The 14,005-nt window shown below is 35.8% G+C and carries 11 protein-coding genes; 2 read left to right on the forward strand and 9 right to left on the reverse strand.

Features of this window, described 5'->3' with window-relative positions; translation table 11 throughout:
- Window positions 1-11: 11 nt before the first annotated feature.
- From BXY75_RS15575 to BXY75_RS15585, 3 genes are all read right to left on the reverse strand, one after another.
- The gene (locus tag BXY75_RS15575) at window positions 12-1,346 is read right to left on the reverse strand and encodes an NAD(P)-binding domain-containing protein (RefSeq protein WP_121908727.1); all 1,335 of its coding nucleotides are present in this window, start codon (window positions 1,344-1,346) and stop codon (window positions 12-14) included.
- Complete coding sequence (locus BXY75_RS15580; protein WP_245962991.1) at window positions 1,346-2,170, reverse strand: hypothetical protein; 825 nt, start codon at window positions 2,168-2,170, stop codon at window positions 1,346-1,348. Before BXY75_RS15580 ends, BXY75_RS15575 begins: the two co-directional genes overlap by 1 nt.
- Before the next feature lie 191 nt (window positions 2,171-2,361).
- The gene (locus tag BXY75_RS15585; protein ID WP_121908698.1) at window positions 2,362-2,754 is read right to left on the reverse strand and encodes a MotA/TolQ/ExbB proton channel family protein; all 393 of its coding nucleotides are present in this window, start codon (window positions 2,752-2,754) and stop codon (window positions 2,362-2,364) included.
- A 189-nt stretch (window positions 2,755-2,943) separates the two neighbouring features.
- Here BXY75_RS15585 and BXY75_RS15590 point away from each other — a divergent pair, with 189 nt between their 5' ends.
- Both BXY75_RS15590 and BXY75_RS15595 read left to right on the forward strand, forming a co-directional pair.
- Window positions 2,944-3,999, forward strand: coding sequence for a sensor histidine kinase (locus BXY75_RS15590; protein ID WP_121908699.1), 1,056 nt, complete (start codon window positions 2,944-2,946; stop codon window positions 3,997-3,999).
- A 9-nt stretch (window positions 4,000-4,008) separates the two neighbouring features.
- A complete protein-coding gene (locus BXY75_RS15595; RefSeq protein WP_449441482.1) occupies window positions 4,009-4,716 on the forward strand; it encodes a LytR/AlgR family response regulator transcription factor in 708 nt (235 codons plus the stop codon).
- Window positions 4,717-4,784: 68 nt separating this feature from the next.
- On the opposite strand, the gene BXY75_RS15600 is transcribed toward BXY75_RS15595, so the two are convergent.
- The 6 genes from BXY75_RS15600 to BXY75_RS15620 form a co-directional block, all read right to left on the reverse strand.
- Window positions 4,785-6,731, reverse strand: coding sequence for a heavy metal translocating P-type ATPase (locus BXY75_RS15600; protein ID WP_121908701.1), 1,947 nt, complete (start codon window positions 6,729-6,731; stop codon window positions 4,785-4,787).
- Between the two features lie 40 nt (window positions 6,732-6,771).
- Window positions 6,772-7,188, reverse strand: coding sequence for a Fur family transcriptional regulator (locus BXY75_RS15605; RefSeq protein WP_121908702.1), 417 nt, complete (start codon window positions 7,186-7,188; stop codon window positions 6,772-6,774).
- 3 nt (window positions 7,189-7,191) lie between these two features.
- Window positions 7,192-8,391, reverse strand: a complete 1,200-nt coding sequence (locus BXY75_RS15610) for an efflux RND transporter periplasmic adaptor subunit (protein WP_121908729.1) — start codon at window positions 8,389-8,391, stop codon at window positions 7,192-7,194.
- 4 nt (window positions 8,392-8,395) lie between these two features.
- Window positions 8,396-12,730 carry a CusA/CzcA family heavy metal efflux RND transporter gene (locus BXY75_RS15615; RefSeq protein ID WP_121908703.1) on the reverse strand — a complete coding sequence of 1,445 codons (4,335 nt, stop codon included), beginning with the start codon at window positions 12,728-12,730 and terminating at the stop codon, window positions 8,396-8,398.
- 116 nt (window positions 12,731-12,846) lie between these two features.
- Entirely contained in the window at window positions 12,847-13,161 is a 315-nt protein-coding gene (locus tag BXY75_RS17030; protein ID WP_147437297.1) for a DUF6660 family protein, read from the reverse strand.
- 240 nt (window positions 13,162-13,401) lie between these two features.
- Window positions 13,402-13,983, reverse strand: coding sequence for a Pycsar system effector family protein (locus BXY75_RS15620; RefSeq protein ID WP_245962992.1), 582 nt, complete (start codon window positions 13,981-13,983; stop codon window positions 13,402-13,404).
- Window positions 13,984-14,005 lie beyond the last annotated feature (22 nt).

The raw sequence follows: 14,005 nt of genomic DNA on the forward strand, positions 1-14,005 counted from the left end.
CTGCTATGAAGTTAATGTTTCTTCATAATATACCCAAAACGTTTGGTAATTTGAACCCCCGATTTTTCTAAAAATCCGGTAGGTAATTCTCCTCCTGCGAAAATATACACCAGGTCGTTTTCAATTTGTCGTGTAGTATCGTCCTTCAGTTTAAGGAGTACAAAATCCGGGTTGATGCTCACAATATTTGAATCGAAAATAATTTCGATAGAATTATCGGTTTCAGCCTTTAAAATATTTTCTTTATTCTTTGGTTTCAGGCGTGAGAATTTATCATTTCGATATGATAGAATCACTTCATTATCATCTTTCAGAAGCAACGCAGATTCAATAGCAGAGTCACCTCCACCGATAACGATTATTTTCTTTCCTGAAATAATCTCGGGCTCAAGCAATCTATACGCTACCTTTTGTGTATCCTCTCCCGGTACATTTAATTTTCTGGGACTTCCACGGCGACCAATGGACAACAAAACATTATTAGTAACATACTCTTTTCCTGTGTTAGTTACCACTTTAAAAGTGTCATTATTTTGAGGTATAATCTGGTCGACTTTTGTGTTTTCAACAATTTCAAGATGGTGTTCATTAATCACCTTTTTCCATAAATCAAGGAGTTCTTGTTTGGAAGTGTCGTATAATTTCACTTTCCCGTGAAGTGGAAGCTGCATTGGCGATGTCATCACTACCTTGGATCTGGGAAATGTAAAAACCGTTCCACCCAATGTATCCTGTTCGAGAGTAACCGAAGTCAAACTTTTTTGTTTAGCTGCCAAGGTAGCCGAAATGCCTGCAGGACCGGCTCCTACTATAACTACATCCAGACAGTCGTTTTTTGAAATCTTTTTGCTTTTTACAATGCTATCGATGGCTTGCTGTCCTTGTTCAACACTATTTTTTATTAGACCCATACCGCCTAGTTCTCCAGCGATATAAATCCCCTTCATATTGGTTTCAAAATTCTGATTGACATGCGGCAAATCTACACCTCTCTTTTCGGTACCAATTCGAAGGGAAATTGCTTCAACCGGACAAGCATGAAAACAAGCCCCATGACCTACACAATTAGAAGCGTTTATCACGACGGCTTTACCATCTACGATACCCAAGATATCTTTCTCCGGGCATGCAGCAACACAGGCCCCACTTCCAATACAAACATTGGGATCAATGAACGGATGCAATGAAACAGGTTCATGTAGTCCTTCCACTTTGGCTAATTCAACCTTTTTTGCATTTTTTTTGGATGCTTTTTTCTTTCCGTAGAGATAAAAAAAAATGATGAATCCGCAAATCAATAGCACAACCCCATATCCCAGTAATTCCTCTAGCAAAAGTGAATCCATTAAAATATCCATTTATATCCAAAGGTAAATGCGACAATCACATGAACCACAACAATCACTAACATAATCAGGGCAAATGGCATATGAGCAACGTGCCAGTATTTAAAATACTTTTTCATGGTTTCCAATCGCCCGATCTTACGGGATAAGGAACGTTCATGCTTTACCATTTTCAGGATCGATTGTTGCTCGCTTTTTGTTACGTTATTTTCCTTTAATGCCTTCTGAAGCACACCTACGGAAGGTTTTTCAAGGGTTGATCCAGTTTCAGTAAAGTTGAGAAATAATTGAATAATCGCCGGTTGAAGCTTGTATTTATCTTCCAACACTTCTGAAATATCTGTTTTCATATGTTTAACCTCATTCAGACTTAAAGCTCGTCCTTCAATGGTTCTGGGGATTTGAATGTAAATAAATCGGCCAATTACGCCACTGGCAACCACCGCAACCATGCTCCAAAACGCAATTGATACGATTCCACCAAACTTAAAACCCGTATGGAAAAGCACTAAAATGGGCCCCAGAGTACACAAGAATATGTGGAATTCCAACAAATACTTGAGGCGCACCCATTTTCCTAAAATGTTATAACGCTTATGCAATATGTAAATGGTAACACCAAAAAGGATAAGAAAAGTCCCAATCACTCCTAAACCCTGACCGTAAATACCACTGGGCTTAAACCAATCGTAACGTGGGTGGTAAAAGCGTTCTTCCAGAGGTGTAGTGTAATAGGTGTACCCATCGTAGGAAAGGTATAGTGTCACAATAATAATGATGCTGATCATTACTCCTACGAAGATATTGTGAACAGATTTTTTCAATCGATTAGCTTGTTGAAATTATTGATTGTAAAAATTAACTAAAATAAATCAATTAATGAACAAGTTAGCACGAAGAAACCCTACATTTTATATAAATAAAACGAATTGATCCTGATTGAAAATCTGATGAGTAGTTATTAGTTAGATTTTCAAAGTAAGTATTAATTTCTCTACGTTTTACATAAACGATATTACTCCTTTTGTAATGCACGTAGAATTAGAATCCCTATTCTTGGAAGAATAAAAGTGATACAACCAAAAACGGTAGTCAGAAACGAAACTTTTAATCCCGCTGCTAACATAGGCGTGCTAATTTCACCAATAGCTTCAATGGAATCGAAAGCTGAAATCATACCGAATATTGATCCTAAAAATCCAATAACCAACCCTAATAAGCTTACATCTGAAGCTAAGGTGGTCATCTTTCTAGATTTTCCAAGATCATTTTTCAAACTTAAAAATCCTTTAACCAGAAAAAACAGCGCTAGTAAAAGACATATTAAAATAAGAGACATCATAATGGGTCCTCCTTCCATAAATCTACTAGTTACTGGGCTTAAAGCGACAATAGATAAAATAATCATAACATATGGTTTTAGTTAAACATGGTACAAACATAAAGTCTTTAAGCCTTGCATTTATTAAAATGCGACTGATGACCGATTTAGCATTTAAAACAACCTGCTGTTAAAACCATTGCTAAACCTGTTATTCATCTACAAAATATTCGATAGCCTGAATTTAATGGTATACTTGCATATAGTATTGTGGTAATGTTTACGAGATCCTTCGTTTTAAAAAAAGTAGTCCAACTTACACTTCATTTTATTTTCTGGTGTGGGGTGTTGTTATTTTACACCTACTTTTTCGGAGTCGACAGTACCGATTTTGGTTATGTACTGTCTTTTTCTTTGTTTTTAATGCCCATTACAATCGCTACTACCTATGTTTTTATTTATAAAATAATTCCGGAGTATCTAATTAGTAAACGATACATTTTGTTTGCTTTATACAGTATTTATGCAGTAATTATTTCGGCTTATCTTATCGTTATTTCGATATTCTACGGATTAGTATATCTCTCCAATTTTCAGTATTCGAACATGGCTCCAATTAGTAAGAGCATCTTGTTTGTATCAATTAGCGTTTATTTGGTGGTTGTTATTGTTAGTGCTTTCAAACTATTGAAACTTAATCTAAAGCATTCCGAAGAAAAAAGTAAACTTGAAAACAAAATTCTGGAGACCCAACTAAAATTGAAAGAACAGGAACTGAATTATTTAAAAATGCAAATTCATCCACATTTTCTTTTCAACACTTTAAATACTATGTATGGTTTTGCTTTAAAAAAGGCGGATGAAACGCCAGAAATGATTCTAAAACTTTCAAATCTATTGGATTATTTATTGTACCAGGCAGACAAACCTTTTGTATCTCTTATTGACGAAATAAACCATATCAATGACTATATAGCATTAGAAAAAATGCGATTTAATGATGTGTTGAATCTTGAGTTTAACACTAATGGTATTTCAGAAGATCTAAAAATAGCTCCTATGCTTTTGATCCCTTTTATTGAAAATAGTTTTAAACATGGAGTGATTATATCAAGACAACTTACTATTAAAATTAATCTGAGGTGTGAGGGTGAAACAATGCATTTCTATATTGAAAACACCAATTTAAATGCAGAAATTTCATCGAAAGGGATAGGCCTGGAAAACATCAGAAAACGCTTAGATTTATTATATAACAACGATTACATTTTGAAAATTGAAAATGAAAACGATCTTTTTAAAGTAAATTTACAATTAAACTTAAATAAATAATTGTCAGAAGTGAAGTCCATAAGCTGTATTATTGTTGATGATGAAGCTATTGCAAGAGAAATAATAGCAACACATTTATCTAAAATACCCAAGGTAACAATTGTGGGAAGTTGCAGTAATGCCATAGATGCATTTAACTGTTTAAGAGAACATACAATAGACTTAGTATTCCTGGATATTAATATGCCTGAAATATCAGGTATCGCCTTTGCCAAATCTATTAATAAAAATGTCAAAATAATCTTTACTACTGCATATAGAGATTATGCTGTAGAAGGCTTTGAACTGCAAGCGGTAGATTATTTGTTGAAACCTATCTCTTTTGAAAGACTTTTGAAAGCAGTGAATAATTATTTTGAAATCCGTATTAATTCGAATCATAGTGAAATAAAAGCTATAGAGTTTAATGATTTTATGTTTGTGAGAGCAGACAGAAGAATGATCAAAATTGATTTTGATTCGATTATTTATATTGAAAGTTATGGCGATTATCTTAAAATTCACCAAATCGATGAAACTATCGTAACCCGGGAAACTATAAGTGCTATTGAGGCAAAACTACCAAGTGAAAAATTTCTAAGGATACATAGATCTTACATCATAGCTCTTAAACAGATCACGTCATTCTCTAATGAAGAAATTGTGATTCAGAATAAATCTTTATCAATTAGTAGAAGTTATAAAAAGGAAGTTTTAGAATTATTGGAAAGGTTTTAGCTTCGGAATAATTCTTTAAATCCAAACATCTTCCGAAGCATTTGCAAAAATGAAAGCACTTTAGTTATTTATCTCCATTTCATCTTCTGAAGTCTTACTGCATTCAAAATAGCGAGAAGCGCCACGCCTACATCTGCAAACACTGCTTCCCACATGGTAGCAAGTCCACCGGCACCCAAAATTAAAACAATCACTTTTACACCAAATGCCAAGCCGATATTTTGCCAAACTATTCGTCTGGTGGAATGCCCAATTTTTATAGCGGTTGCTACTTTTGAAGGCTGATCGTTCTGGATAATAACATCTGCAGTTTCAATAGCCACATCGCTACCCAATCCGCCCATTGCGATACCTACGTCACTTGCTGCAATAACCGGTGCATCGTTTATTCCATCCCCAATAAATGCAACAATAGTATTTGGTAATTTTTTTAAAGTCTCAAGCTCGTTTAGTTTGTCCTCCGGCAATAAGCCTCCTTTTGCCCAATCGATACCGAGTTTTGATGCGACCTGTTGCGTAATTGAATCCTTATCTCCCGACAGCATTACAATTTTTGATATACCCGCTTTGCGTAATTGTAAAATAGTTTCATGAGCATCCTCCTTCAGTTCGTCTGCAATCGTTACATATCCTGCAAATTTATTGTCTATTGAAAGTAATACCACCGATTCGATCAAAGCGTCAACCTCTGTCGGGACATTGATACCTGATTCGTTCATCAATGCCTTATTACCCGCCAATACAGTTTTCCCATTTACCAGACCTTTCAATCCTTTACCAGCAATTTCTGTTACATTTTTCGCTTCAAAGGATGCTTCAGAACTTTTATACCTCATAATCGCCTTTGCAATTGGATGTGTAGATTGCTCTTCTAACGCCATGAGGTACTTCATAAATTCTACTTCAGAAAAACCAATAGGTTCTATAGCGCTTATTTCAAAAACCCCTTTGGTCACAGTTCCAGTTTTATCCATCACGACGGTGTTCACTTTGGTAATTCCTTCCAGAAATGAAGCTCCTTTAAACAAAATACCGTTACGGGAAGCTGCACCCAAGCCACCAAAATAGCCTAGAGGAATTGAGATCACCAGCGCACACGGACAAGAAATCACAAGAAAAATAAGTGCTCGATACAACCATTCGCTAAAAACGTACTCTTCAACAAATAACCATGGTAAAATTGTGATTCCTATCGCTAAGAAAACAACGATAGGCGTATAAATTCGTGCAAACTTCCGGATAAACAATTCAGTTTTCGATTTACGACTAGTCGCGTTTTGCACCATATCCAGGATACGAGAAATAGAACTATCCTTAAATATTTTGGTAGTTTCAACTTCAATTACTCCTTCCAGATTTATGCTTCCAGCATAGAGCTTTTCCCCTTTCTGAAGTATTTGAGGCGTACTTTCCCCTGTAATTGCAGCCGTATTAACCGAAGCTTTTTCCGAAGTCAACAATCCATCTAAGGGTATTTTTTCTCCTACTCTAACTTGTATTCGTTCGCCAACTTCTACCTTCTCAGGATCCATCTCCACAAAATCTCCATCTTTAAATACCAATGCCTCCTTTGGGCGCACATCAAGTAAGGCGGTAATATTTCCTTTCGCTTTCTTGACAGCAGCATTTTGAAAAAGTTCACCTACTGCATAAAACAACATCACAGCTACTCCCTCCGGATACTCGCCAATGGCAAACGCCCCTATTGTTGCAATAGACATGAGTAAAAATTCGGTGAAGAAGTCACCTCTTTTTATACTTTTCCAGCCTTCTTTAAGAACTGGAAAACCAACTGGAATATAAGCGATGAGATACCAAATAAGTCTAAGCGGATCTTCAAAAGCATCAACCCAATTAAAATAATCGAGAGCGATCCCAATCAATAAAAAGATGAAACTAAAGACTGGTGCTAAGTAAGCCTTAAATGAGGATGAATGAGTTTCGTGTGAATGTGAATCAGCGTGTTCTGTATTTGAATTGCCCAATTCACTAAGTTTGATGTTTTTCTTTTTCATACGTGCAATTTCCAAATTAATTCAATGCAAGGGAAGTGCATTATTCGCCACTACATTTATCGCAAATACCTTTTACAACCAAGTTTACATTTTCTGAAATAAAACCGTTTGGCACTTTAATTTGTGGGATTTTATGATCTGTTAAACAAATGGTTTCATTACAATTATTACAATGAAAATGTAGGTGTAGATCGGTTTCAATCTCACAATTACAACCTTTTTCACAAAGGGCATACTTAGTAATCCCAGTTCCATCATCTATTTGATGTACAATCGCTTTTTCTTCAAAAGTTTTTATTGTTCTATACAATGTGGTTCTATCTGCTTTTTCAAAAGCATTTTCAATATCACTTAATGTGACTGCAACCTTTTTTTGTGCTAAAAATTTATAAATGAGTAAACGCATTGCCGTAACACGAATATTATTTGCTTCCAAAAGTTCTTCTATTGTTTGCATAGTTTAATGGTCGTGACCTGCTTCTCCTTTTTTCATTTCTGCAATAAGATAATAGGCATTATTATAGGCAAATTTTGTGTTGGCATCTATTTCTTTAACAAACTTAACAGTTACCCAGGTATCATCTTTTACCCCCAAAATAACCTCAACAGGCTTAAAACTCCAATCTTCGTTTTCCTTTTCTACAGAAAAAACATAAAATCTATCTCCTTCTTTTATAATAGCACTCTCTGGCAATGCAGTTGTTTCAGCATTATCTATCTGGATTTTTCCTTGGATATACATACCGGGAATCAGATTGCCTTTTTTGTTTTCAATTTCGGCGTGCACGTGTACTGCTTTGGGATTGTCCTCAAATGTTTTACTCACCGAATAGATTTCTGCTGTGAGTTCATCATCAGGAACAGATTCTACATTAAAGATTACTCTTTGGCCTTTTTTTACTTTATAAACATCTTTTTCGAATACCATTAAATCAGCGTGAACGTGATGGGTGTCTACTATTTCAAAGAGTTCGGTTTGCGGTTCTACATATTGCCCGGTTTTCACTTCCACTTTTTGAACATAGCCTTCAATAGGACTACGCAATGCAACTCTTTGAGCAATTGTGCCATTGCGTATGGATGCAGCATTAATATTTAACAATTGCAATTGAGCAGCCATTCCACTTACCAATGCTTTTGAAACTTCATACTCTGCCTCTGCCTTTTGAAAATTTGCCCCTGACCCAACGCCTGCTTCGTATAACTTCTGCTGACGTTCATAATTCTTCTTCAAAAAATTACTATTACTGTTTGCATTCAAATAGTCGGTTTGTTTCATAATAATATTAGGATGCGACAGATATGCAACTACTTGTCCTTTGTTGACTTTATCCCCTTCAATCACTTCAATAGAAACAACATTAGCTCCAATCACCGAAGTAATGGCGGCTTCACTTTGTGGTGGCACTTCTAAGGTTCCGTTAGCTTCAACATAGCCACTCATCTGTCTTGATTTTATAGTGCCTATTTCCATTTTTAAAGCTTCAAATTGTTGTGCAGTAAGCATAGCTTCTTCAACTTTTTCATGTGGGGCTTCTTGTTTTACTTCAGTTTGAACAACTTCGCCATGCGAATGTCCATCACCTTCTTTATAGCCACATGACGTCACTAAAACTGAAAGTATTACTACTGGTAAGATGATATATAGTGTATTTTTCATTGAATTAATTTTTAAAATATTGTAATTCGAAACTGCTTTCCACATAATGAATTAATGCTTCTTGCGCCTCTAATTCCGATTGAATCGCTTCCTTTATAAGTTGTGTAAATGCTGTATAGTCAATTTCACCTTCCTTGTAAGCAAATAAAGCAGCTGTTTTCTGGTCCTTGATTAGTGGCAGCACCTCATTTTTATAGAATTGCCAGGAAGTTTTCCATTTTTGATAATTCTCTTTAGCCTGCATATACTTAGATCCTACTTCTTTTTGTTTGAATTGCGCATTTACCTCAGCAATTTCCTTGTCAATTTTTGCAGTTCTTATTTGTGCTTTCGTGCTGCCTGATAATAACGGTAAAGAAATACCTGCTTGATAGCTATAAAACCCGGAGGTTCCATTTACTCTTTGCAAACCACCTTGAAGATTAAACTTTGGTAAACTTTCAGCTTTAGCCATATTGTATTTGGCTTCCGCTTCAGTCATTTGTAGCTCTGCAAGCTTGATCAATGGATGTGATTCAATACCTAATGCCTTTACTTCTATTTCATCTACCATATCCAAATCATCCGGCACCGTATAAAACTCTTCCGAAACCAACCATAGATTTAATTGTTCCAATGCTATGACATATTCACTATATACCTGGCTTGTTTTATTCTGAATTTGTAAAGCTTGGTTTTTAGCCGCAGAATATTCTAATCTTGAAATGGCTTCCACCTCATAATTTAACGTCACTGCTTGATCAAACTTATGGTAAACCGAATCCAGTTCTTTATAAATCTTATAATACCTTTTACTTCGGAAGGCATTTATCCAGGCTTTTTTAACCTCCAATTCTAACTCTAATTCTGAAAGTTGAAATGCTTTTTGAGCTAATTGAATCCGCTGTTCCAGTAATTTTCGTTTTGGGGATATTCCGAAGAGATCGATATTTGATTGCCCTAGACCAATAGTAGTATAAATACCGTTGCCGTTATTAATTTCTTCACCTCCGGTAAAAATTTGAGTCGTGCCAAAATCGAAAGCGGTCCCTTTTAGTTGATGCTGCTTGGTAATTTCCAACTGCATTTGTTTTAGTCCGGGATAATTTTCTTTCGCTATGGATACTGCTTCATTCATTGAAATTATCGGCAATTCAATTTCCACTTGTTGTGCATTTGCTGTGAATGGGAGTATACAGACAATTGCTATCATTGCCATAACGCTTACCAGCTTTTTATTAGCTCTAAACTTCAATGATTTATTCTCAACCCAATGATATAGTATTGGAAGAATAAATAATGTCAATAGCGTTGAAGTCAGCAAACCACCAATAACAACGGTCGCCAATGGACGTTGTACTTCTGCTCCTGCCGATGCCGAAATAGCCATTGGCAAAAAGCCCAATACATCTGTAAAAGCCGTTAGCATTATAGGTCTTATCCTTCGTTTTGTGCCTTCGATAATTCTATCCTTCAAATTAGTTATACCTTCATCTTTGAGCTCATTTAAACCGCTTATCATCACCAATCCGTTTAAAACTGCGACTCCAAACAAGACTATAAACCCTACTCCAGCCGATATACTAAATGGCATGTCGCGTAACCACAATGCTACGACCCCGCCGATGGTAGCCATTGGAATAGCGATATAAATCATCAAGGTTTGTGGAATTGACTTTAACGCAAAATATATTAATATAAAAATAAGCAACAAGGCAATCGGAACAACGGTTTGCAAACGATTGCTTGCACGTTCCAAATTTTCGAAAGCACCTCCATATCGAATAAAGTAACCAGATGGTAAATCAAGATTGGCATCTAGTTTTGATTTTATTTCGGTTACTAAAGATTTGACATCACGCCCTCTTACATTAATTCCAACATAGGTTCTTCTGTTAGTGTTATCTCTACTAATTTGCATTGGTCCCGATTTATAGCTTACATCAGCTATTTCCCGAAGTGGGATTTGTGCGCCAGAAGGTAGGTTGATAAACAAATTTTGAACATCTGTAATATCCTTTCGGTTTTGAGAATTTAAACGCACCACTAAATCGAATCGTTTTTCACCTTCAAAAATAATTCCTGCTTTCCCTCCAGCGAATGCTGATTGCACCGTTTGATTCAATGTATTTATTTGAAGTCCGTATTGAGCCAATTTACTTCTATTATAAGTAATGGTCATTTGTGGCAAACCCGTTGTGGCTTCAGCTTTCATATCACCAATTCCATCTGTTCCTGCAATTAATTTGGTGATCTCTTCTGCTTTTTGAGAAAGCACATCAATATCTTCCCCATAAAGTTTTATAGCTATATCTTCTCTTACCCCTTCGAGTAATTCATTAAAACGCATTTCAATAGGCTGGGAAAACTCATAATTAACCCCAGGAATTATTTCAACCGCTTCTTTTATTTTATCTATTAATTCATCCTTCGATTTTACTGAAGTCCATTCGCTTTTTGGTTTAAGAATCACAAAAATATCTGCCAAATCCATCGGCATTGGGTCTGTTGGTATTTCAGCCACACCTATCCGACTTACAACTTTTATAACTTCAGGGAATTTTGCTTTTACAATTTGTTCAATTTTGGTCGTAGTTTCAATGGTTTCAGAAAGAGAACTCCCAGGTTTTAAAATAGCGTGAAAAGCAATATCACCTTCATCTAATTGCGGTATAAATTCGCCCCCCATTCGGCTAAACATAAAAATTGTAAACGCAAATAAAACCACCGCAATCCCAACTATGAATTTTCCTTTCTTTAAAGCCTTAACCAATAATGGTTGGTATTTGTTTTCTACCCAAAGCACAAATTTATCACCATAAGATTTTTTTGATGATTTAGGCACCCTTAAAATCAAGGCCGACATCATTGGCACATAAGTTAAACAGAGTACCATTGCTCCAAGCATAGCAAAAATAAATGTCAGCGCCATGGGTTTAAACATTTTACCTTCAATCCCTTCTAATGCCAAAATTGGCAGGAAAACAATTAGGATTATGAGCTGACCAAAGAAAGCCGCATTCATCATTTTTTTCGAGGCTGTTGCGGCAACGTTATCACGTTCGTTAGCTGTTAGTTTTTTCTTTTTTAAGAATTGGGATGTAATGAGAAAAACGGTGCTTTCAACAATAATTACAGAGCCGTCAACAATGATTCCGAAGTCAATAGCACCCAAACTCATTAAATTCGCCCATACATCGAAGACATTCATAAGAATAAATGCAAATAATAAGGATAAGGGAATAGTAGAGGCTACGATTAATCCACCGCGCCAATTTCCTAATAAGAAAATAAGGACAAAGATGACTATTAATGCACCTTCTACAAGGTTGGTTGCTACCGTTGATGTAGTTTCTCCTATTAATTTACTACGGTCCAATAAGGATTCGATAATAACACCCTCCGGTAAAGACTTTTCTATCTGAGCCATTCTTTTCTTGACATTGTCTATAACATCGTTCGAGTTAGCCCCTTTCAGCATCATTACCATACCACCTACAACCTCGCCTTCACCATCTTGAGTCATTGCACCATAGCGAATAGCAGCACCATATTGTACCGTCGCAATGTCACCAATCGTTATAGGAATATTATTATCATTTTTAACTGAAATTTTTCTAATATCCTCTAAACTACGCACCAAGCCTTCTCCACGAATAAAATTTGCTTGATGATTCTTTTCAATATATGCGCCCCCTGTATTTTGATTATTGGCTTCAAGAGCTTCAAAAACATCGGTAATGGTTATTCCAATCGCCCTTAATTCGTTTGGGTCTACGGCTACCTCATACTGTTTAATTTTACCACCTACAGCATTTACCTCAACAACGCCATCTACCATAGCCATTTGACGCTGCACGATCCAATCTTGCATGGTGCGTAAATCGGTGACCGAATACTTGTTTTTATATTCTGGTTTTACTTTAAGTGTATATTGATAAATTTCCCCTAAACCGGAAGAAATGGGTCCCATTGATGGTTCTCCAAAACCAGTCGGAATTTTATCTTTTACCTCGTTTAGTTTCTCAGCGACTAGTTGTCGTGGAAGGTATGTTCCCATATCATCATCGAAAACAATGGTAACAACCGATAGTCCAAATCGAGAAATAGAACGGATCTCCTTAACATCAGGTAAATTGCTCATTGCCACCTCAATAGGGTAGGTTACAAATTGTTCTATATCCTGTGTTCCTAAATTGGGTGCCTGTGTAATGACCTGAACCTGATTATTAGTAATATCCGGAACAGCGTCAATAGGAACCTTGGTCATACTCCAAATACCTGCTGCAACAATGGTAAGTGTTAGCAAACCAATAATGAATTTGTTATTGATTGAAAAATCAATGATTTTATTAATCATAAAAAGTGTATTAGTATAATTGTACTAAAGAATTTGTGTATGCATTGTTAATTTCAAGCAGTGATTGCTTTTAACAAAACTTACGCATGGATATAACTATCCTAAGAAAGCACTAATTAAACCCTCGGAGGTTGCAAAATAGAGAAGAGAAAATCGTTTGTTGAACCTAGAATATTGGTAAAGACTCTTTGAGACATAGCCAACGGCAGAGTTTCAAATTCCAGAACGCCAAATTCTATAGTATGGGTATGACAACAATGACAATGACAAAAAGGGGAACATAAATCGGAAGAACTATGCTCATGATCACCGTTATGATTTTCGGTATTTACTATTGAAGAAATTTCGTTTTGAAGCATGTTTACATCATTACATGGCACAAGATTAAGTGCCAGGAAATAGAAAGATATAAGAAATGTCATTATCTTCATGAGGCAAATATAAGAAAGAAAAGGATGCAATGGGGTTGCAAAGAAAATATGAAGTGGAAGTTTATGCTACAATCAAATTTTATAATGGATTGCATATTATAGGAACGATTGGAGCATCCTAAGATTCCTCGTTACTTGGAATAACATTTATATGCTGGATTCAGGACTATCAATTAGGTTGTGGCTCGCGAAATTTGTAATCGGAAACTTTACATAAAATAAAACACTTTGAAAATAATTTTATGCAAGCACAAGAAACACAAAGTACAATACAGTTAAAAACAAGAGAGACAACCCAACAGCTAGGAATCGAATAGCAGTCCTTACATTCCTGAATTTCCAAGCAGATATTTTTGAAACTATAAATATTTGTTCCCCTAATTGTGAAAATAGTTCATCCTCATCCATACTAACCTTATGAAAGGTTCTGGAGAATTCTTTGACATCACCAAACTTAGTTATTACATCCCCATAAAAGAACACATTTGGAGTGAATTTGCCTTCAATTCTAGGCATAAAACAACGTATACAAAAAAGTACAGAAGCAGCAGTACATAGCACCCATGAACCAATTAGAATATACAAAATGGTATCTTCAACAATATTGTCAACCCAGGTCCCGGAACTCAAATAAATAAAATTTAAAAGGATTCCATAAAATGACAGGATAAGCCCAGCTTTTATTTCTGACGCCCTAATCAGGCTCACTACATAACCGATACTACCCCAATAATGATCCACAAGATCTTCTGCGTGAGAAGGCCTTACCATTGATTTTCTGGGTTTCTTAGGGGCTTTTGGTGCTTCGTTTTGTTCCATCATGATTATATTTATCAAGCTTTTT

Origin of the sequence: Ulvibacter antarcticus (assembly GCF_003688405.1) — a bacterium.
Classification (GTDB): domain Bacteria; phylum Bacteroidota; class Bacteroidia; order Flavobacteriales; family Flavobacteriaceae; genus Ulvibacter; species Ulvibacter antarcticus.

Coding starts and splice junctions, on each gene's coding strand:
- BXY75_RS17030 (WP_147437297.1), bottom strand. CDS start 13,161: ATGAAGATAATGACATTTCTTATATCTTTCTATTTCCTGGCACTTAAT.
- BXY75_RS15575 (WP_121908727.1), bottom strand. CDS start 1,346: ATGGATTCACTTTTGCTAGAGGAATTACTGGGATATGGGGTTGTGCTA.
- BXY75_RS15585 (WP_121908698.1), bottom strand. CDS start 2,754: ATGATTATTTTATCTATTGTCGCTTTAAGCCCAGTAACTAGTAGATTT.
- BXY75_RS15620 (WP_245962992.1), bottom strand. CDS start 13,983: ATGATGGAACAAAACGAAGCACCAAAAGCCCCTAAGAAACCCAGAAAA.
- BXY75_RS15600 (WP_121908701.1), bottom strand. CDS start 6,731: ATGAAAAAGAAAAACATCAAACTTAGTGAATTGGGCAATTCAAATACA.
- BXY75_RS15605 (WP_121908702.1), bottom strand. CDS start 7,188: ATGCAAACAATAGAAGAACTTTTGGAAGCAAATAATATTCGTGTTACG.
- BXY75_RS15610 (WP_121908729.1), bottom strand. CDS start 8,391: ATGAAAAATACACTATATATCATCTTACCAGTAGTAATACTTTCAGTT.
- BXY75_RS15590 (WP_121908699.1), top strand. CDS start 2,944: ATGTTTACGAGATCCTTCGTTTTAAAAAAAGTAGTCCAACTTACACTT.
- BXY75_RS15615 (WP_121908703.1), bottom strand. CDS start 12,730: ATGATTAATAAAATCATTGATTTTTCAATCAATAACAAATTCATTATT.